We start from the raw sequence: 18,555 nt of genomic DNA, 5'->3' as shown, positions 1-18,555 counted from the left end.
GCCCCACCCGGTTGCCGAGCGCGCCGCCGCCGCAACCCGCCGACGAACCCCAGACCACCCGGCTGTCGATCGCCAAGGACGCGGTCCGCAGCGTCGTCAACAACGCCACCGCGGCCACCCAGCGCACCCAGCGGCCCACCACCCCGCCGGCACCCAAACGCGAGGACCGCGAGATCGAGTCGTGGCTCGGGGACCTGCGGGGCACCGGTGCCGCGCCGGCGCCGCCACCGAAAGCGCCGTCGGCCGAACCGACGCGGGCGATGCAGGATCCCGGTTCGCAGGGTGCGGCGCACGGCGTGTCCCCGGGCAACGAACCCACCACCGCCATCCCCGCCCAGCGGGCGCCGCGGCCCCAGGACGACGACTCCGCCGAAGAGACCCGGGCGATCCCCACGGCGCGGCAGGCCGATGCCGAGGCCGCGACGGAGAAGCTCAACACCCGCGCCGAGGAGGATCGTCAGCGTCGTGGCGGCGCCGGCGGGGTCAGCGCCCAGGAGCTGCTGCGCCGCGAGGGCAGGCTCTAGGACACCGGCGCCTGGCGATCGTCAGCGGGCCTCGGCGTCCTCGACGTCGTCGGGTTCCGCCTCGATCACCGGGCCTTCCTCGGCTTCCAGGGCCGCCTCCTCGGCGGCCGGATCGTCGGCGAGCAGGACCCGCACCGCGCTGTTGAGGAACGCCAGCACCGGCACGGCCAGCAACGCCCCGACGATGCCGGCGATCACGGCCCCGCCGGCGATCGCCAGCACGATGGCCAGCGGGTGGATCGACACCGCCCGGCCCATCACCAGCGGCTGCAACACGTGGCCCTCGAGCTGCTGCACGGCGATGATGAGGCCCAGCGTGATCAGTGCGTAGATCCAGCCCTTGGCGATCAGCGCGACGATGACGGCCAGGAACCCGGTCACCACCGCCCCGACCAGCGGGACGAATGCGCCCATGAACACCAGCGAGGCCAGCGGCAGGGCCAGCGGGACACCCATGATCGCCAGACCGACCCCGATGCCGATCGCGTCGACCGCCGCGACCAGGAACGTTGCCCGGACGTAGCCGATCAGGGTGTGGAACCCGGCGCGTCCGGCGTTGCGGACCCGCGACCGCACTCCCACCGGAACGGCCTGGGTCACGAACGTGAAGATGTTCCGGCCGCCGTGCAGCAGGAAGATCAGCGTGAACAGCATCAGCAGGGCGCCGGTGACGATCTCGGTGAATGTGGCCGCGGTCGACACCGCCCCGCTGGTCAACCGCTCCTGATTGCTGCGCAGCGCCTCGAGCGCGGAGTCCCGGAACTGGTTGATCTGCACGTCGCTGACGTGCAGCGGGCCGTCGGTCAGCCAGGTTCCGACACCTTCGATGCTGGTCGAGACCTGCCCGACCAATGCCGGTGCGCCGTCGACGAACTGGGTGATGACGAAGGCGAGCAGGCCGCCGAACACCGCGAAGCCGGTCAACAACACCAACGCGACAGCTCCGCCGCGCGGCGCGCCCCGACGGTCGAGGAAATCCACCACCGGCATCAGCAACGCCGCCACGATGGTGGCCAACGCGACCGGGACGACGAGGATCTCCATCCGCAGCATCAGCCAGCCCAGCGCCACCACGGCCCCGAAAATGACCAGCAACCGCCAGGCCCACGCAGCGGTCTTGCGGACCAGCGGGGTCACCGACTGGTCGGCGAAGGTGTCAAAGGACGGACCGGCTGACATTCCGGTAGCGTAGCGGCCACGCCGGTTTGGCCCTCGGATCTGCGGATTTCGTTGACCCACGCTTTACGCTTACTGCGTGTCAGACGACGCTGCCGTGAGCGGGCTGGGCCCCGGGGATGCCTCCCCGGAGCGCAGCCGCGGCAAGTACTGGTGGTTGCGCTGGGCGCTGATCGCCCTGGCACTGATCGTGCTGACCGTCGAGTTGGCGCTGGTGCACGACCAGCTCGCCAAGGCGTGGAAGAGCCTGTACTCGGCCAACTGGATGTGGGTGCTGGCCGCGATTGTCGCGGCGATGGCGTCGATGCACAGCTTCGCGCAGATCCAGCGCACCCTGCTGCGCTCGGCCGGTGTCCGGGTGCACCAGTGGCGGTCCGAAGCGGCGTTCTACGCCGGCAACGCGCTGTCCACGACGATGCCGGGCGGCCCGGTGTTGTCGGCGACGTTCCTCTACCGCCAACAGCGGATGTGGGGGGCCTCCCCCGTGGTGGCGTCCTGGCAGCTGGTCATGTCGGGTGCCCTGCAGGTGATCGGCCTGGCCCTGCTCGGCCTGGGCGGTGCGTTCCTGCTCGGCGCGAGCAAGAACCCGCTGTCGCTGATCTTCTCGCTCGGCGGATTCATCGCCTTGGTCCTGTTGGCGCAGGCCGTGGCGAGTCGGCCGGAGTTGATGGACGGCATCGGCGTGCGGGTGCTGACCTGGTTCAACTCGGTGCGCGGCAAGGCCTCGGACACCGGTCTGGCCAAGTGGCGGGCGATGCTCGCGCAGCTGGAATCGGTGCAGCTCGGCCGGCGTGACCTCGGGGAGGCGTTCAGCTGGTCGCTGTTCAACTGGATCGCCGACGTCGGCTGCCTGCTGTTCGCCTGCTACGCCACCGGTGGGCATCCGTCGGTCACCGGAGTCACCGTCGCCTACGCGGCGGCCCGTGCGGTCGGCTCGATCCCGCTGATGCCGGGCGGGCTGCTGGTGGTCGAGGCGGTGCTGGTGCCCGGCCTGGTGTCCAGCGGGATGTCGCTGGCCTCGGCGATCTCGGCGATGTTGATCTACCGTCTGATCAGCTGGATCTTCATCGCCGCGATCGGCTGGGTGGTGTTCCTGATCATGTTCCGCACCGAGAAGGACTTCGACCCGGACAACGCCAACGGGGCGGCGTCACCGCTGCCCGGCACCCAACAACAACTCCCGTTGCAGTTCAGTCCCGACCCCGAGGCGCCTCATCCGCCAGGCCAGTAGCGAAAGGTTCACCCCCGCATGCCCCCCTCGACGACGATGTGATGACCTATGCCCAGCGCTGACCGATCGACCGCCCTGAAGGCCCTGGCCGCCGACGCCCTCTGCGTCGTGGTGTTCTGCACCATCGGGCGGCGCAGCCACGCCGAGGGGCTGTCGATCGCCGGGATCGCCGAGACCGCGTGGCCGTTCCTCTTCGGTACCGGCGTCGGCTGGCTCGCCGCGCGGGCCTGGCGGCGCCCGACGGCGTTGGCCCCGACCGGCGTCGCGGTCTGGATCGCCACCGTCGTGGTCGGCATGATTCTGCGCAAGGCGACCGGTCAGGGAACCGCGACGAGCTTCATCGTGGTGGCCTCACTGACCACTGCGGCCCTGCTGCTGGGCTGGCGAGCCGGCACCCGGCTGCTCAGCCGGCGGGGTCACAGCTCGGTTTCGTAGGTCGCCTCGGCCGGGTAGGCCGGCTCGGCGGCGGTCGAGATGGTGAGGGTGGCCCGCAACCCGCCGAGCGGCCCGTCGGACAGTTCGATGGTTCCGCCGTGCAGCTTCGCCTGCTGCGCCACCAGCGCCAGGCCCAGCCCGGACCCGCCGGGCGCGGCGTTGCTGCCGCGGGAGAACCGGCCGAGCACGGTCTGGTGTTCGTCGGCGGGCAGCCCGCGGCCGTTGTCGTCGACGACGATGGTCACCACCCCGTCGCTGCGGTGTGCGGACAGCACCACACGGCTGGCCTGGCCGTGGGTGACCGCGTTGCGCACCAGGTTGTCGACCGCCAGCCGCAACCCGCTGGGCCAGCCCAGCACGGTGCCCAGCTCGTCGTCGAACTCCACGTCGATCTGCTCGTCGGTCTCGCCGCGCATGTTCTCCCGCGCCACCCGGTCCAGCATGTCGGTCAGGTCGATCACCTCACGGTCCTCGGCCTGGGCCAGCTGGCCGGACGCAAGCTGGCCGAGCGCGGTGATGATGCCCTCCACCCGCCGCTGCGCACGGGACAGGTCGGCCACCACCTCGTCGCGTTCGTCCTCGGGCAGGTTGTGGATCCGCAGCGTGTCCAGGTCGGCGCGCATCGCGGTCAGCGGGGTGCGCAGTTCGTGGGCGGCGTTCGCGGCGAAATCCTGGGCCGCCTGCAACGAGTTGGTGGTGGCCCGCTGAGCGGCCGCCAGCCGGCTCAGCATCGCGCTCATCGCTTCGGAGAGGTCCTCGGCCTCGCGCACACCGTGGACCGCCGGGATGTCCTCGGCGCCCTTGCCCAGTTGTTTGGTGTGTTCGGTGAGCTTGCGCAGCGGCCGGATGGCCGGGCCGGCGAGCAGCCATCCCAGCACCGCGGCGATGAGCACCGTCACCACCCCGACCGCGATGTACAGCGGAATCCGGGCCCGGTTGAGCAGAATGCTGTCGGCGCGCACCCCGATGGACATCAGCAGCCCGCCGTCCTGCTCCACCGGCACCGTGCGCACCCGGTACTCGACACCGTTGACCACGGCGGTCTCGGTGCCCGGCGGCAACGGGGGAAGCTGGAATCCGCGCTGGAAGACCACCTGGCCCGAGGTGCGGTCCCGGCCGGTGGTCAGCACCCCGCGCCGGGGGTCGGACAGTTCTTCGGGAAACATGCTGGCGTCGACGATCGCGTCGAGCCGACGGTCCAGCTGCACCGCATCGTTGCTGGCGAGCACGACGGAGGTGAGGATCGTGAACGCCGCGACGACGGCCGCCGCGGCGGCGGCCGACGCGATGGCGACCCGCGTGCGCAGCGACGCCGACCGCAGGAACCGCGGGAGTCTCGGACCTTTCACGACCTGATCCGGCGCCCTACGGCTCTTCCCGCAGCACGTACCCGATGCCGCGCACGGTGTGGATCACCCGCGGCAACCCGTCCCGCTCGAGCTTGCGGCGCAGGTAGGAGACGAACACGTCGGCGACGTTGGTGTCGACGTCGAAGTCGTACCCCCACACCAACTCCAGCAGCCGCTGTCTGCTGAGCACCACACCCGCGTTCTCGGCGAGGGCGGCGAGCAGGTCGAACTCACGCTTGGTGAGCTCGACGCGTTCACCGGCGACGAACACCAGCCGCCGGGCGGTGTCGATGGTCAGCGATCCGACGGTCAACGTGTCCGACGACGGATCGGAATGGTGCGCCCGGCGCAGCAGCGCATGCAGCCGGGCCACCAGTTCACCGAGGTCGAACGGTTTGGTCAGGTAGTCGTCGGCGCCTGCTTCCAGGCCGGCGATCCGGTCGTTGACGGTGTCGCGGGCCGAGAGCACACAGATCGGGATGTCGTTGCCCAGCGCCCGCAGCGCGGTCACCACGGCCACCCCGTCCAGCTCGGGCATCTGCACGTCCAGCACCAGCGCGTCGTGCGTCTCACTGGACAGCAGCCGCAACGCTTCCCGCCCGGTCGCCGCCACCCGCACGTCGAAGCCCGAATGTCGCAGCCCCCGGGCAACCGAGGTCCGGACATCCGGGTCGTCGTCAACCATCAGCACCGTCCGACCCGCGCCGTCCTGGGCGGACAGCTCACCCCCACGAGCGGGCGGAGCGTCCACCCTGTCGCGCACCGGCCCTATTCGGGCAGCTCGGGATCGCCACCCCGGGCGGTGAAGGCGAACCCACAGCGATCCCTGATGTCGATCAGCGGCTGCCGGATCGCGGTCAGCTCGTCGCGCTCCTGCGGATGGGCTTCCATGTAGTCCACGACCATGGGATGGATTTCCTCGGGCGGCAGACCGTGCAGGCTGGTGAAGAAGTTGTTCACGTCGGGATGGGTGAACAGGTACGCCGACGACGCGGCCGACACACCGGAGGCCACCCCGGAGAAGTCAGCGGCGGTGCAGTTCGGCGGCGGGGGCGGGGCGGGCTGCGCGGACGCGGTCGGCAGGACAGCGAACAGCGCCGCACCGAATGCGCCTGCGCCCAGAGCACTCGCAACCGCGCGCCGGACCGTAGGGGCCGAGAACAACATTTGGGGGCTCCTTCATCAAGAGTTAGGCAGGACCGGACCCGTGGCGGTCTCCGGTCAGGACCATCCTAGAAAGCTAAGCAGAACCTCTGCCCACTTTCCCGTCAAGCGGTTAACCGACGGTGAGAACTCGCCGGCGCCGGTTCACGACGTCTTCGGCACCGGCGCGGGGCCGGGACGCTGCCCGGCACCGGTGTTGGAGACGGGTTGCTGCCGCGGGGCCGTGCCGGTGGTCGGTGGTTCCGGCGTCGCGTCCTGCAGCCGGCCCTGCTGAGCGGCCTGAACGAGGCCGAGGACCTGCGGCAGGGTCACCGGTAGCTTGCACCGGCCCGACAGCGCCACCAGCGGCTGCTGCAGCCGCTGCAGGTCGCCGGCGACCTGCGGGTTGGCGTCGAAGTAGGTCTTCAGCTCCGCGACCGACTCCGGTCCGCTCTGCTGTTGGGAGATCGCGGTGAGGGTCTGATCGGCCTCGGGGTTGGCGTCGAGATAGTTGGCGGTGTGGGTGGCGACCATGGCCACCGTCTTGGCGACCTCGCTGGCCGCGCAGGAGTCGGGTGCGGCCGACACCGGGGGCGTCGCCGGTCCGGTGAGCATCATCACGCCCACACCGCCGGAGGCAACCGCCGCCAGGGCGGTGGCCACCACGGAACGCTTGGCTGTGCTGAGACTGGCGGGCATCACGAACTCCTAACAGCCTGCGCACATCCACGAGCGGTACACAGACTTGCTGCGATTCACTAGCAAAGGGTCCCCGACGCTGACTACTTCCCCGCACATCCTGCCATCGGCACCGCCGCGACGCCCAACCGGGCGCTCCAGCTGCACAGATGGCAGCACGATTAAGAGTCTCTAACCGGTCGCTCGAGGGGCGGTGAGGCTACCGCAAGCTGCTGTACGCTCTCGCTACAGAGCCCGGGGAGAAAGGTGGGGAGATCCCATCCAGCAGTTCATGATGCGCGTGAGCAGCAACCTGCGCAGGTTCCGCTGGGCGGTATTCACGGTCTGGCTGCTGCTCCTCGTGCCCGCGGTGTACCTCGGCGTCAACGAATCCGGCAACCTCACCGGTGGCGGCTTCGAGGTCGAGGGTTCGCAGTCACTCTACGTCCAGCAACAGCTCGAGGCGCAGTTCCCCGACCAGGGCGCGTCGCCGTTGGCGCTGGTGGCCGCACCGCGGCCGGATGCGTCGTTCGACGACATGAACGAGGCGGTGGCATTCCTGGAGCGGGTGGCCGCCGAGGTGCCCAGCGTCACCGTGCTGCCCAATCCCCAACAGCCCCCGCCGCAACCCGACCGCCCCTACGTCGTCACGCTGTCGCTGGACTTCGAGAACACCGGCGCGGTCGACGTCGCCAAGCAACTGCGGGAGCGGGTCGGCATCGACGGGGACGAACCCGGTGAGATGGACAACGGCAAGGTGCGCCTCTACGTCATAGGGCAGGGCGCGCTGGGCGCGGCGGCCAGCGAGGCCACCAAGCACGACATCGCGCAGGCCGAGAAGTGGAACCTGCCGATCGTCCTGATCATTCTGCTGGCAGTGTTCGGCTCGCTGGCCGCAGCGGCGATGCCGCTGCTGGTGGGAATCTGCACCGTCGTGGTGACGATGGGCGTCGTCTTCGTCCTGTCCATGTACATGACGATGTCGGTGTTCGTGACCTCGACCGTGTCGATGTTCGGCATCGCCGTCGCGATCGACTACACGCTGTTCATCCTGATGCGGTTCCGTGAGGAGTTGCGCGCCGGCCGCGAACCGGACGACGCAGCCGACGCCGCGATGGCGACCTCGGGCCTGGCGGTGGTGCTGTCGGGCCTGACGGTGATCGCGTCGGTCACCGGTATCTACCTGATCAACACGCCGGTGCTGCAGTCGATGGCCACCGGGGCGATCCTCGCCGTCGCCATCGCGGTGCTGACGTCGACGACGCTGACCCCGGCGGTGCTGGCGACGTTCGGCCGCGCGGCCGCGAAACGATCGTCCTACCTGCGCTGGGGACGGCAGGTGGAGGCCACCCAGTCGCGGTTCTGGACCCGCTGGACCGGGTCGGTGATGCGGCGGCCCTGGCTGTCGGCGCTGGCCGCGGCCGCTCTGCTGCTGACGCTGGCGACCCCGGCGTTCTCGATGCTGCTGGGCAACAGCATGCAGCGGCAGTTCGACCCCACCCACGAGATCCGGGGCGGGGTGAATGCCGCGGCCGAGGCGTTGGGCCCGGGCGCGCTCGGACCGGTCCGGGTGCTGGTGACGTTCCCGGACGGCAACGCGGCGTCGGCCCCCGCCAAGGAGCCGTTGCTCGATGAGCTGCGCCAGAAGATGACCGAGGCACCCAACACGGTGTCGGTGAGCCCGCCGGTGTTCGGCAACGACTACCGCAGCGCGCTGCTGTCGGCGGTGCTGTCGGTCGACCCCGAGGAGATGGCCGCCCGCGACACCGTCGACTGGATGCGCGCCGAACTGCCCCCGGTGGCCGGTGACGCGGCACGGGTGAACGTCGGCGGTCCGACCGCACTGATCAAGGACTTCGACGACCGCGTCGCGCAGACGCAGCCGCTGGTGTTCGGGTTCGTCGCGATGATCGCGTTCCTGATGCTGCTGATCTCGATCCGGTCGGTGTTCCTGGCACTCAAGGGCGTGCTGATGACGGTGCTGTCGGTGGCAGCCGCCTACGGCAGCCTGGTGGTCGTGTTCCAGTGGGGCTGGCTCGAAGACCTGGGCTTCAAGCAGATCTCGTCGCTGGACAGCACGATCCCGCCGCTGGTGCTGGCGCTGACCTTCGGCCTGTCGATGGATTACGAGATCTTCCTGCTGACCCGGATCAGGGAACGGTTCCTGCAGACCGGCAACACCCGCGACGCCGTCGCCTACGGCGTGTCCACCAGCGCGCGCACGATCACCAGCGCAGCGCTGATCATGATCGCGGTGTTCATCGGCTTCGCGTTCGCCGGCATGCCGCTGGTGGCCCAGCTCGGTGTCGCTTCGGCGGTGGCGATCGCGGTGGACGCCACGGTGGTCCGGCTGGTGCTGGTCCCGGCGCTGATGGCGATGTTCGACGAATGGAACTGGTGGCTGCCGCGCTGGCTGGACCGGATCCTGCCCTCGGTGGACTTCGAGAAGCCGCTGCCCAAGGCCGACATCGGCGATCTGGTGATCATTCCCGACGACATCTCCGCGCTCGCCCCGTCGGGGGCTGACCTGCGCACCGTGGTGAAGTCGGCCGCCAAACTGAAAACCCTGGCCCCCCAGGCGATCACCGTGGCCGACCCGCTGGCGTTCAGCGGTTGTCAGCCGTGCGCCAAGTCGATGGGCGGCCGGCTGGTCCAGCGGCGGACCCTGGTGGCGGTCGGTAACCGGGCCCACGGCAAGACCGTCGCGGTCACGCTGCCCAAGCACCCGGTGACGATGTGGCGGGGGCGTCTGGACGTCGCCCTCGATGCGCTCGCCGTCGCCGCCGGCGGGCCGGACGGCGGCGAACCGGTGTTGCAGCGCACCGGCCCGATGGAGACGACCAACGTGCTGCTGCCCACCGGGGACCGCCTGCAGATCCCCACCGGCGCCGAGACGCTGCGGCTCAAGAGCTACCTGATCATGGAGCGCAACGGCGCCGGTGACTACCACGAGTTCGCCGACCTCGTCGATGCGATGGACACGCGCACCGCTGCGGAAGTGCTCACCGGCATGGACCGGTACTACGCTGGACAACCGGCGGGCAGACAGCTGGCGGGCGCCCCCGACGGGCACCGGGCCAACGCCCACTGGGTGGCCACCCAGCTGGTGCGCCGCCTGGCCGACCCGCAGCCGTCCGACGGCCCCGATCTCTCGGGGGCCGACACCGAGGCGGAGTGGGCGCGGATCAGGCAGCGGTGTCTGACCGTCGCGGTGGCGATGCTGGAGGAGGCGAGGTGACCCCGAACTTGTCCAAGACCCCCGAGACGCATGGCGAAGTGCGGGGACCCAACCCCGACCACGACTCCGCGGCCGAGACCGCCGGGACGGCGGCCGACGACCGGCCGGTGGAGTTCTGGCCCACCGCGGCGATCCGCTCCGCGCTGGAGAACGACGACATGACCGTCTGGCAGCGGATCGTGGTGGCGATCAAACGCGACCCCTTCGGCAGGACCGCGCGTCAGGTCGAGGAGGTTCTCGAGACGGCCCAGCCCTACGGGGTGTCGCGGGCGATGTCGGAGGTGCTGGTGCGCACCCGCGAGCACCTCGAGGCCAACGAATGCGCCGAGGTCGCCAAGCATGTGCATCTGCTGCTGGAGCGCTCCGGGCTGGGTGAACAGGAGTTCGCGTCGCGCATCGGGGTTCCCCCCGAGGATTTCGCCGCGTACCTGCAGGGCAGTGTCAGCCCGCCGGCGTCGCTGATGATCCGGATGGGCCGGTTGTCCGACCGGTTCGCCCGGATGCGCGCCCAACGCGCCAACTCGTGACGTTCCTGCTGATTCCCGGGGCGGGTGGCAGTGCCTGGTACTGGCACCGGGTGGTGCCGCTGCTCGAGCAGCGCGGCCATCCGGCGGTGGCGGTCGAGCTGCCCGCCGACGATGACGACGCCGACCTGATCAGCTATGCCGACATCGCGTCGAACGCCGTGCTGGACGCCGAGGGCCCGCTGACCGTGGTCGGCCAGTCGATGGGGGCGCTGACCGCCCCGATCGTCGCCGAGCGGCTGCCGACGGCGGCGCTGGTGCTGCTGAACCCGATGATCCCGGCGCCGGGCGAGTCTCCGGGGCGCTGGTGGGCCGCCACCGGGCAGCAGGCCGCCCAGGTGGCCTACTTCCGCGAGATCGGTCTGGGTCGCGAGGACTTCGATTTCGTCGAGGACTTCTTCCACGACGTACCCGGCGAGGTCCGTGCCGAGGCGGAGCGCCATCCCGAGCCCACCCAGTCCGAGACCCCGTTCTCCGGGCCCTGGCCGCTGCCGGACTGGCCTGACGTGCCGACCCGGGTCCTGGCCGGGCGTGACGACCGCCTGTTCCCGCTGGAGTTCCAGCGCCGGGTCACCCGGGAGCGGCTCGGCTGCGATGTCGAGGTGATCACGGGCGGTCACCTGGCGGCGCTGAGCCATCCAGAAGAGCTCGTCGAGAGCCTGCTCGCCGGCGCCTGAGGGGCTAGCGGGAATGGATCGGCGAGACGTCCTCGACCACCCAGCGACCATCGGCCTTCGACAGGGCCACCCGCAGCGCGAGCACCGCGGTGTCCGGCGGCTCCCCCGGTCTGTTCTGGGTGCCGCGCAGGATGACGGCCACGCTCGCGGCCCGGGGCCCGATCGCCTCCACCCCCGCCGAGACGGTGCTGGCCTGCGCCGAGACGTTGCGCCCCGCCAGATCCTCGGCGACCTGTGCGAACTCGGTGCGGAAGCGTTCGGCGGCATCGCCGGACATCATGCTGACCGCCCGGTCGATCGACCCGGTGGGGTTCTGCGGTGTGAAGGTGGCCGAGGCCTCGGCCACACTGCTGGCGATGCCGGTCACCTCCTCGGTGTCGGTCTGCATGGCCCGCTCGGGCAGCGTCCACTGCAGGTAGCCGGCGACGGCCGCGGCGACCAGTGCTGCCGTTGCCGTCGCGGTGACCGCCAGCCGTAGCCCCGGCCCGTCGTCGTCGGTGCCGACGGTGACCTTGTCGCGGCGGGCCAGCACGGCGTTGACCGCCACCGCCTCGACCACCAGCACACACAGCACCGAGCACACCGACACCCACCACAGCGGCCACCCCAACGCCACGCCCAGGTAGATCAGGGCCGCGACGACCGCGACGGGTGCCAGCACGTCGAACAGCGCGACCCGCAGCCGGTTCCTCATCGGATCGGCTCCAGCCGCGAGATCAGCATCCGGCCGTCGACTTCGGAGACGTCCAGCCGCAGTGTCCAGCGCACGGTCTGCGGCTGTTCGCTGCCGGCGTTCTCGCTGACCGACGTGGCCACCACCATCACCGTGTCGGTGCGTTCGGCCAGCCCGGTCATGTCATCGCCGGGTTCCGGTGACGGCGCCCCGGGCCGGTCGTGGTGGATGGTCTCGATCGCGACCGAGTCGACCAGCCCGGTGGTGCGCGAGTCGAGCGTCTGCACGAGCCGGCGGAAGGGCGCCACGGTGGACTCGAAGTCGACGTTGAGCTGGCCGACGGTGCCCTCGTGCAGGGTGGCCAGATCCTGGTCGACGCCGGCGGCGGACATGTTGATCAGCACGCCGGTCCACTCGGCGGCCGCCTGCATCGCCCGCGCGCGGTAGTCCAGTTCCTCCTCCTGCGCACGGTGCTGCGTCCAGATCAGCACGGCCAGGACGGCCGCGACGACGGCGACGAACCCCAGCGCTGCCGAGGCGATTCCGTAGCCGGAGAACACGGGGCCGGGCCTCGGATCCTGGTCGGGTCCGGCGGGGTGATCCTGCTCGTCGTCGGGCATGCGCGTGAGGGTACCGGGACGTTTCTGGAAGAATGTCGGGGTGACGGTAGAAGCTACATCTGACAAGTCGAATCTCATCTCCGGAATCGACCTGCGCTACGTCGACGACTCGGCGCGACCGCAGGATGACCTCTTCGGCCACGTGAACGGTCGCTGGCTGGCCGACTATCGGATTCCGGCCGACCGGGCCACCGACGGCGCTTTCCGCACCCTCTACGACCGCGCCGAGGAGCAGATCCGCGATCTGATCACCGATGCAGCCGCGGCGGCGGCCACATCAGGCACCGGAGCCGCGGCGGCGGCGACATCAGGCACCGGAGCCGCGGCGGCGGCGACATCAGGCACCGGAGCCGCGGCGGCGGCGACATCAGGCGGCGACGAGCAGCGCATCGGGGACCTGTACGCGAGCTTCATGGACGAGCAGACCGTGCGCGACCGGGGCCTGGCCCCGCTGCTGCGGGAGCTGGCCGCCGTCGAGGCCGCCGACAGCGCCGATGCGCTGGCCGCGCTGCTGGGTTCGCTTCAGCGCACCGGCATCGGTGGTGGCACCGGTCTGTACGTCGACACCGACTCCAAGAATTCCAGCCGCTACCTGCTGCACCTGAGCCAGTCCGGTATCGGGCTGCCCGACGAGTCGTACTTCCGCGATGAGCAGCACGCCGCGGTCCTGGCGGCCTACCCGCAGCACATCGCCGCGATGTTCGCGCTGGTCTTCGGCGGCTCGAGCGACGACCACGCCGACACCGCCGCGTCGATCGTCGCACTCGAGACCAAGATCGCCGCCGCGCACTGGGACGTCGTCAAGCGGCGCGACGCCGACCTGACCTACAACCTGCGCACCTTCGCGGCGCTGGCCGAGGAGGCCCCCGGCTTCGACTGGGCGGGCTGGTTCACCGCTCTGGGCGCCACCTCCGCCGAGCAGACGGCCGAGTTGGTGGTGCGCCAGCCCGACTACCTGACCGGGTTCGCCGCGCTCTGGGCGGGCGAGGGCCTCGAGGTCTGGAAGAACTGGCTGCGCTGGCGGCTGATCCACGCGCGGGCATCCCTGCTGCCCGACGAACTGGTCGCCGAGGACTTCGCGTTCTACGGACGGCTGCTCTCGGGCACCGAGCAGATCCGGGAACGGTGGAAGCGCGGGGTGTCGTTGGTGGAGAACCTGATGGGTGACGCGCTGGGCCGGCTCTATGTCGAGCGTCACTTCCCGCCGCAGTCCAAGGCCCGGATGGACGAGCTGGTCGCCAACCTGCGCGAGGCCTACCGGGTCAGCATCGACACGCTGGACTGGATGACGCCGCAGACCCGGGCGAAGGCACTGGTCAAGCTCGACAAGTTCACCCCGAAGATCGGCTACCCGAAGAAGTGGCGGGACTACTCGGCGCTGGTGATCGCCCGCGACGACCTGTACGGCAACTACCTGCGGGGCTACGCGTTGGAGTACGACCGCGAACTGGCCAAGTTGGGTGGCCCGGTCGACCGCGACGAGTGGTTCATGACTCCGCAGACCGTCAACGCCTACTACAACCCCGGGATGAACGAGATCGTCTTCCCGGCGGCGATCCTGCAGCCCCCGTTCTTCGACCCCGACGCCGACGACGCCGCCAACTACGGCGGCATCGGCGCGGTGATCGGCCACGAGATCGGGCACGGCTTCGACGATCAGGGCGCCAAGTACGACGGCGACGGAAACCTGGTCGACTGGTGGACCGATGACGACCGCGCCGAGTTCAGCGTGCGCACCAAGGCGCTGATCGAACAGTACGAGCAGTTCGTGCCGCGCGAGCTGACCGACGGCCACCATGTGAACGGTGCGTTCACCGTCGGCGAGAACATCGGCGATCTCGGTGGGCTGTCCATCGCTCTGCTCGCCTATCGGCTGTCGCTGCGGGGCGAACCCGCACCGGTGATCGACGGTCTGACCGGCGAGCAGCGGGTCTTCTTCGGGTGGGCGCAGGTGTGGCGCACCAAATCCCGTGAGGCGGAGGCGGTCCGGCGGCTGGCGGTGGACCCGCACTCACCGCCGGAGTTCCGCTGCAACGGCGTGATCCGCAACATGGACGCGTTCTACGAGGCGTTCGATGTCAGCGAATCCGACGAGTTGTATCTCGCGCCGGATCAGCGCGTGCACATCTGGAATTAGCGCGCCCCGGTCTGGCCGGCGAGTTTCTGCTTGGACTGCTCGAGCTGCTCGCCGGTCAGCGGGATGAAGCCGACTTCGGGGGCGATGTCGTTGACGTTGTCGAGGTAGAAGGTGACGAACGCCTCGACCTCGGGCCGCTTCATCGCCTGGTCCGACGCGTAGAGGTGGAGTTGGCGGCCCAGCGGGTTGTAGGAGCCGTTCTGCGTCGCGGTGGGGCCGGGGGCTACGCATTCGCCGGCGTCGTTGCGGATCTGCAGCGCCTTGAGCCGGAACTGGTTCTCCTGGAAGAAGGAGTACCCGAAGTAGCCGATGCCGCCGGGCGATCCCGCCACCCCGACGACGGTCGCGTTGTCATCCTCGCCGACGATGTCGACCCCCTCGGTGCGCTGCGCTCCCTCCTCGCCGTTGACCGCCTCGGTGAAGTAGTCGAACGTCCCTGAATCGGCGCCCGGGCTGAAGATCACCAGTGGCGCATCGAACTCGGCGTCGAGATCGGGCACCTGGTTCCAGTCGGTCGCGGAGGCCTGCGGGCCGAAGATCGCGGCGAGCTGTTCGGTCGACACACATGACACCGGGTTGTTGAGGTTCACCGCGACCGAAAGCGCGTCGTTGGCCACGGTGATCTCTTCCCAGGTGATGCCGTTCCGCGCACAGATCTGCTTCTCCTCGGGGGAGATCCGGCGCGAGGCGTCGGAGATCGCGGTTTCGCCCCGGCAGAATTTCTCGAAACCCCCGCCGGTACCCGACGTGCCCACCGACACCTGCACACCGGGGCTCTGCTCGTGGAATCGCTCGGCGAGCGCCTCGGACAGCGGCGCGACAGTGCTCGAGCCGTCGACGATCACCTCGCCGGAAAGCTCTGGGCCGCCGTCGGGTTGGCCGGATCCCGGCTCCGGGCTGCCACCGCATGCGGCCAGTAGGACCGCGGCGCCGAGGTACAGCAGGCCGGTGTGGGTCATCGTGCGCGCTCGTTTATCCATCGGAATCTCCCTGGGTTTCGGTTTCACTGTCGAGATGTGGCTGAAGACAATTGTTATTGGCCGCGAGGCGGATTCAACGTTGCGGTGCCGGAACCGGTCACGGCGGTACACTGGAGTTCTGTAACCGATATCGGATAGGCAAGAGGAGGCTGGGCACCGGGCATGCGAGAGTTCCAACGCGGCGCAGTTCGAGTGCACATCTTGCATCACGCAGCCGAGCACGAGGTTCACGGCGCCTGGCTGACCGCCGAGCTCGGGAATCACGGTTACGCCATCAGCCCGGGAACGTTGTACCCGACGCTGCACCGGCTGGAAGCCGAGGGGCTGCTGATCTCGCGCCAACGCGTGGTCGACGGTCGGACCCGCCGCCTCTACCGCGCTACCCGGGAAGGCAAGCGCGCCCTGGCCCAGGACCGAAAGGCATTGGCCGAACTCGCTCGCGAAGTGCTCGGCGACCAGCCCTGAGTTCGCCCCGACCGGGCACCGTTCGGTCACCGGACCGGCGACCGATCGACAGGCCCGGCGACCAGCCGCCGCAGCACATACCAGAGCGCGCCGATCGCCAGCACCGTCGCCCCGGCGACCACGGAGGGCAGCGGTAGCGCGAACGCCAGCACCACGCAGCCGACCACACCCACGATCGGCACCGACAGCGGCGGCCGGCCCTCATCGGAGCTCAGCGTCAGCGCCGAGGCGTTGGCGATCGCGTAATACACCAGCACCGCGAACGAGGAGAACCCGATCGCGGAACGCAGATCGGCCGTGGCGGCGAGCACAGCCACCGCGACTCCGACCGCCAGCTCCGCCCGATGCGGAACCTGGAACCGCGGGTGCACGCCGGCCAGCGCATGCGGCAGGTAGCGGTCGCGCGCCATCGCCAGCGTCGTTCGGGAGACGCCGAGGATCAACGCCATAAGTGAGCCCAGCGCGGCGACCACCGCGCCCACGCCGACCACCGGGGCCAGCCAATCGTGTCCGCCCACCCGCACCGCATCGACCAGCGGGGCCGCCGAGGTGGCGAGCCGCTCGGGCCCCAGCACGCTGAGCACGGCCACCGACACCACCGCGTACACGGCCAGCGTGATTCCCAGGGCGATCAGGATGGCCCGCGGAATCGTCCGGGCGGGTTCGCGGACCTCCTCCCCGAGCGTCGCGATGCGGGCGTATCCGGCGAAGGCGAAGAACAGCAGGCCCGCGGCCTGCAGGACACCACCCGGTGACGAGCCCGGCCCGTCGGCGAGCTCACCGAAGCCGGCGTGCCCGGATCTCAGCGCGGCGACCACGACCGCGGCCAGCACCGCCAGCACCACCGCGACGATTCCCCGGGTCAGCCACGCCGACTTCTGCACCCCGAAGTAGTTGACCCCGGTCAGAGCCACGACGGCGGCGACTGCGATCGCATGGGCGTGCTCCGGCCACGCGTAGGCCCCGACCGTCAGCGCCATCGCCGCACACGATGCGGTCTTGCCGACCACGAAACCCCATCCGGCGAGATAGCCCCAGAACTCGCCGAGCCGGTGGCGCCCGTAGACGTAGGTGCCGCCGGAGGCCGGGTAGAGCGCCGCCAGCCGCGCCGACGACGTCGCGTTGCAGTAGGCGACGACAGCCGCGATGGCCAACCCGATCAACAGGCCGGCGCCGGCTGCGTGCGCGGCCGGCGCCAGCGCTGCGAAGATCCCGGCTCCGATCATCGACCCGAGCCCGATCACCACCGCGTCGAGAACGCCGAGACTGCGGCGCAGTTCGTCGTGCGGTGCGCTGCCGACGGGTCCGCGGTCGTCTCCCACGGCAGCCAAACTTACGGGAAGCGATATCGGTTGTCGATATCAGCCGACGACTCGGCGGGTGCCGTCTGCGGCCGCAGGCGGACGCCGGTGACGAAAGGCCACAGCGCCGAGACGTAGGCGGCCAGCAGCACCAGCGGCGCCAGTAGCGGCAGCCACCGCACCGTGACGGGTAGCGCCACCGCCGCGGTCGCCGCTGCAGCGAACGCCACCGCGAACGTCGCGGTGGCCGGCGTCGGAACACCCTGCTGCGCCACCAGATACGCCGCGGCGGCCAGTCCGGCCAGCGCCGTGTAGACCGGTGCCGGCTCGGCGAGCACGACCGTCAGCACCCCGAGCAGGACGGCACCGGTGGCGGCCGGAGGCCACCACACCGAGACGAGGACCGCGACCACCGCAGTCCCGGCGGCGACGGTGGCGAGCCCGTGGGCTCCGTAGGCGGTGGCGCCGACCATCAACAATCCGTACGCCATGGGCAGCAACGCCCTGCCGAGCGCGCTCACCCGCGCCTCCGGTCGGGTACCAGGGCCAGCGCCTGATCCAGGGTCACCTCGGCGGGCCACCCGATGACGTCGACTCCCACGGTCGCCATGTCGCGGTACATGAACGACCGCTGCATCGTCCACATCCGGTCCACCAGCGGATCGCGCTCGCCCTCCAGCGGGCTGCCCTCCAACACGTCCACCGCGACCACCGGGTGTCCGCGCCTGCGCAGGTCGATCAGCGCCAGCGCGAACTCGGTGTCCAGCAGGGTGGAGAACGCGACGACGATCGCGCCGGACGGTACCGCCGGGCGCGGGGTGAGCGTCCCCGTCCCGGTCTCGGAGATCGTGGCCGCTCCGAGCATGGTGTCCAGGATCCGGTAGAACTGCCGCTGCCCGATGTCGGCGCCGAGCCAGCGGATACCGCGGTCTCCGAGAACCACGAGGCCGGCGCGGTCACCGTGGCGCAGCGCGCTCTGCACCACCTGGGCCGCCCCCCGTGCGGTGCGCTCGGTCGCCGCGGTGGCCGGGCCCGGCGGCTGCGGATAACCGTCGAGCAGCACCACCACGTCGGCGGCGCGGTCGGTCAGCCGCTCGGTGACGTGCAGTGCGCCGCGGCGTGCGCTGACCGGCCAGTTGACCGAGCGGAGCAGATCGCCGGGGACGTAGGGCCGGATGTCAGCGTATTCCACGCCGGGCCCGTGGTGGCGGGTCAGGTGGGTGCCGAGCCGGTCGAGCAGATCGGTCCTGGGAATCGCCGTGCTCTGCGGCGGCGCCAGCGGAAACACACACACCTCGGCGGCGTCGACGACGCCGCTGCCCTCCAGCAGGCCGCCCCGACCGGACACCTGCACCTGGGCGCGGATCGGGTAGCGCCCCCAGCGCGGCGCGCGCACCTCGACGG

General features: G+C 70.3%; 18 protein-coding genes and 1 pseudogene. 8 read left to right on the top strand and 11 right to left on the bottom strand.

All coding sequences use genetic code 11. The features are described 5' to 3' along the window. A pseudogene (locus ACXAID_RS20600) lies at positions 1-524 on the top strand (hypothetical protein); the annotation flags it as partial. A 21-nt stretch (positions 525-545) separates the two neighbouring features. Here ACXAID_RS20600 and ACXAID_RS20595 read toward each other — a convergent pair. Beyond that, positions 546-1,703: an AI-2E family transporter gene (locus ACXAID_RS20595; RefSeq protein ID WP_475024064.1), complete on the bottom strand. Its 1,158-nt coding sequence runs from the start codon at positions 1,701-1,703 to the stop codon at positions 546-548. 76 nt (positions 1,704-1,779) lie between these two features. On the opposite strand from ACXAID_RS20595, the gene ACXAID_RS20590 reads away from it, so the two are divergent. Together ACXAID_RS20590 and ACXAID_RS20585 are read left to right on the top strand one after the other, a co-directional pair. Beyond that, positions 1,780-2,931: a lysylphosphatidylglycerol synthase transmembrane domain-containing protein gene (locus tag ACXAID_RS20590; protein ID WP_475024063.1), complete on the top strand. Its 1,152-nt coding sequence runs from the start codon at positions 1,780-1,782 to the stop codon at positions 2,929-2,931. A gap of 48 nt (positions 2,932-2,979) precedes the next feature. Beyond that, complete coding sequence (locus ACXAID_RS20585; RefSeq protein ID WP_475024062.1) at positions 2,980-3,366, top strand: DUF3054 domain-containing protein; 387 nt, start codon at positions 2,980-2,982, stop codon at positions 3,364-3,366. On the opposite strand, the gene ACXAID_RS20580 is transcribed toward ACXAID_RS20585, so the two are convergent. The 4 genes from ACXAID_RS20580 to ACXAID_RS20565 all read right to left on the bottom strand — a co-directional run bounded on the left by ACXAID_RS20580 (position 3,348) and on the right by ACXAID_RS20565 (position 6,557). Further along, positions 3,348-4,715 (bottom strand): sensor histidine kinase, encoded by a 1,368-nt coding sequence (locus ACXAID_RS20580; RefSeq protein WP_475024061.1) that lies wholly within the window; start codon positions 4,713-4,715, stop codon positions 3,348-3,350. The genes ACXAID_RS20585 and ACXAID_RS20580 overlap by 19 nt on opposite strands. 16 nt (positions 4,716-4,731) lie before the next feature. Beyond that, positions 4,732-5,478, bottom strand: coding sequence for a response regulator transcription factor (locus ACXAID_RS20575; RefSeq protein ID WP_475024060.1), 747 nt, complete (start codon positions 5,476-5,478; stop codon positions 4,732-4,734). 5 nt (positions 5,479-5,483) lie between these two features. After that, positions 5,484-5,882, bottom strand: a complete 399-nt coding sequence (locus ACXAID_RS20570) for a hemophore-related protein (RefSeq protein WP_475024059.1) — start codon at positions 5,880-5,882, stop codon at positions 5,484-5,486. A gap of 141 nt (positions 5,883-6,023) precedes the next feature. Continuing rightward, positions 6,024-6,557: a hemophore gene (locus ACXAID_RS20565; RefSeq protein ID WP_475024058.1), complete on the bottom strand. Its 534-nt coding sequence runs from the start codon at positions 6,555-6,557 to the stop codon at positions 6,024-6,026. 271 nt (positions 6,558-6,828) lie between these two features. Between ACXAID_RS20565 and ACXAID_RS20560 the strand changes: the two genes are divergently transcribed. Genes ACXAID_RS20560 through ACXAID_RS20550 form a run of 3 tightly spaced genes read left to right on the top strand, consistent with a single transcriptional unit; the run spans position 6,829 to position 10,975 of the window. Beyond that, positions 6,829-9,774, top strand: a complete 2,946-nt coding sequence (locus tag ACXAID_RS20560) for an MMPL family transporter (RefSeq protein ID WP_475024057.1) — start codon at positions 6,829-6,831, stop codon at positions 9,772-9,774. Continuing rightward, positions 9,771-10,301, top strand: coding sequence for an XRE family transcriptional regulator (locus ACXAID_RS20555; RefSeq protein WP_475024056.1), 531 nt, complete (start codon positions 9,771-9,773; stop codon positions 10,299-10,301). Before ACXAID_RS20560 ends, ACXAID_RS20555 begins: the two co-directional genes overlap by 4 nt. Continuing rightward, positions 10,298-10,975 carry an alpha/beta fold hydrolase gene (locus ACXAID_RS20550; RefSeq protein ID WP_475024055.1) on the top strand — a complete coding sequence of 226 codons (678 nt, stop codon included), beginning with the start codon at positions 10,298-10,300 and terminating at the stop codon, positions 10,973-10,975. Before ACXAID_RS20555 ends, ACXAID_RS20550 begins: the two co-directional genes overlap by 4 nt. Before the next feature lie 4 nt (positions 10,976-10,979). On the opposite strand, the gene ACXAID_RS20545 is transcribed toward ACXAID_RS20550, so the two are convergent. Together ACXAID_RS20545 and ACXAID_RS20540 are read right to left on the bottom strand one after the other, a co-directional pair. After that, positions 10,980-11,669, bottom strand: a complete 690-nt coding sequence (locus ACXAID_RS20545) for a hypothetical protein (protein ID WP_475024054.1) — start codon at positions 11,667-11,669, stop codon at positions 10,980-10,982. Further along, on the bottom strand, positions 11,666-12,268 hold the full coding sequence (locus ACXAID_RS20540; RefSeq protein WP_475024053.1) for a hypothetical protein: 603 nt from the start codon (positions 12,266-12,268) through the stop codon (positions 11,666-11,668). Before ACXAID_RS20540 ends, ACXAID_RS20545 begins: the two co-directional genes overlap by 4 nt. A 40-nt stretch (positions 12,269-12,308) precedes the next feature. Here ACXAID_RS20540 and ACXAID_RS20535 point away from each other — a divergent pair, with 40 nt between their 5' ends. After that, positions 12,309-14,405 carry a M13 family metallopeptidase gene (locus ACXAID_RS20535; protein WP_475024052.1) on the top strand — a complete coding sequence of 699 codons (2,097 nt, stop codon included), beginning with the start codon at positions 12,309-12,311 and terminating at the stop codon, positions 14,403-14,405. Here the strand turns inward: ACXAID_RS20535 and ACXAID_RS20530 are convergent. Further along, positions 14,402-15,385 carry a phosphate ABC transporter substrate-binding protein PstS family protein gene (locus ACXAID_RS20530; protein ID WP_475024051.1) on the bottom strand — a complete coding sequence of 328 codons (984 nt, stop codon included), beginning with the start codon at positions 15,383-15,385 and terminating at the stop codon, positions 14,402-14,404. The genes ACXAID_RS20535 and ACXAID_RS20530 overlap by 4 nt on opposite strands. Before the next feature lie 162 nt (positions 15,386-15,547). Between ACXAID_RS20530 and ACXAID_RS20525 the strand changes: the two genes are divergently transcribed. After that, a complete protein-coding gene (locus ACXAID_RS20525; protein ID WP_475024050.1) occupies positions 15,548-15,850 on the top strand; it encodes an Rv3488 family transcriptional regulator in 303 nt (100 codons plus the stop codon). Between the two features lie 26 nt (positions 15,851-15,876). Here ACXAID_RS20525 and ACXAID_RS20520 read toward each other — a convergent pair whose 3' ends face one another. From ACXAID_RS20520 to ACXAID_RS20510, 3 genes are all read right to left on the bottom strand, one after another. Continuing rightward, the gene (locus tag ACXAID_RS20520) at positions 15,877-17,172 is read right to left on the bottom strand and encodes an APC family permease (protein ID WP_475024049.1); all 1,296 of its coding nucleotides are present in this window, start codon (positions 17,170-17,172) and stop codon (positions 15,877-15,879) included. A gap of 11 nt (positions 17,173-17,183) precedes the next feature. Beyond that, positions 17,184-17,672: a hypothetical protein gene (locus ACXAID_RS20515; protein ID WP_475024048.1), complete on the bottom strand. Its 489-nt coding sequence runs from the start codon at positions 17,670-17,672 to the stop codon at positions 17,184-17,186. Continuing rightward, positions 17,669-18,555 (bottom strand): DUF58 domain-containing protein (locus tag ACXAID_RS20510; RefSeq protein ID WP_475024047.1); only part of this gene is annotated, 887 nt, incomplete at its 5' end. The genes ACXAID_RS20515 and ACXAID_RS20510, both read right to left, overlap by 4 nt.

The sequence above is a fragment of the Mycobacterium sp. ABE4_509 genome, from assembly GCF_056160785.1.
The sequence above is the reverse complement of the archived record's forward strand: the minus strand, read 5'-3'. Positions and strand labels throughout refer to the sequence as shown.

Coding starts and splice junctions, on each gene's coding strand:
- ACXAID_RS20595 (WP_475024064.1), bottom strand. CDS start 1,703: ATGTCAGCCGGTCCGTCCTTTGACACCTTCGCCGACCAGTCGGTGACC.
- ACXAID_RS20585 (WP_475024062.1), top strand. CDS start 2,980: ATGCCCAGCGCTGACCGATCGACCGCCCTGAAGGCCCTGGCCGCCGAC.
- ACXAID_RS20570 (WP_475024059.1), bottom strand. CDS start 5,882: ATGTTGTTCTCGGCCCCTACGGTCCGGCGCGCGGTTGCGAGTGCTCTG.
- ACXAID_RS20565 (WP_475024058.1), bottom strand. CDS start 6,557: ATGCCCGCCAGTCTCAGCACAGCCAAGCGTTCCGTGGTGGCCACCGCC.
- ACXAID_RS20560 (WP_475024057.1), top strand. CDS start 6,829: ATGATGCGCGTGAGCAGCAACCTGCGCAGGTTCCGCTGGGCGGTATTC.
- ACXAID_RS20545 (WP_475024054.1), bottom strand. CDS start 11,669: ATGAGGAACCGGCTGCGGGTCGCGCTGTTCGACGTGCTGGCACCCGTC.
- ACXAID_RS20540 (WP_475024053.1), bottom strand. CDS start 12,268: ATGCCCGACGACGAGCAGGATCACCCCGCCGGACCCGACCAGGATCCG.
- ACXAID_RS20530 (WP_475024051.1), bottom strand. CDS start 15,385: ATGGATAAACGAGCGCGCACGATGACCCACACCGGCCTGCTGTACCTC.
- ACXAID_RS20525 (WP_475024050.1), top strand. CDS start 15,548: ATGCGAGAGTTCCAACGCGGCGCAGTTCGAGTGCACATCTTGCATCAC.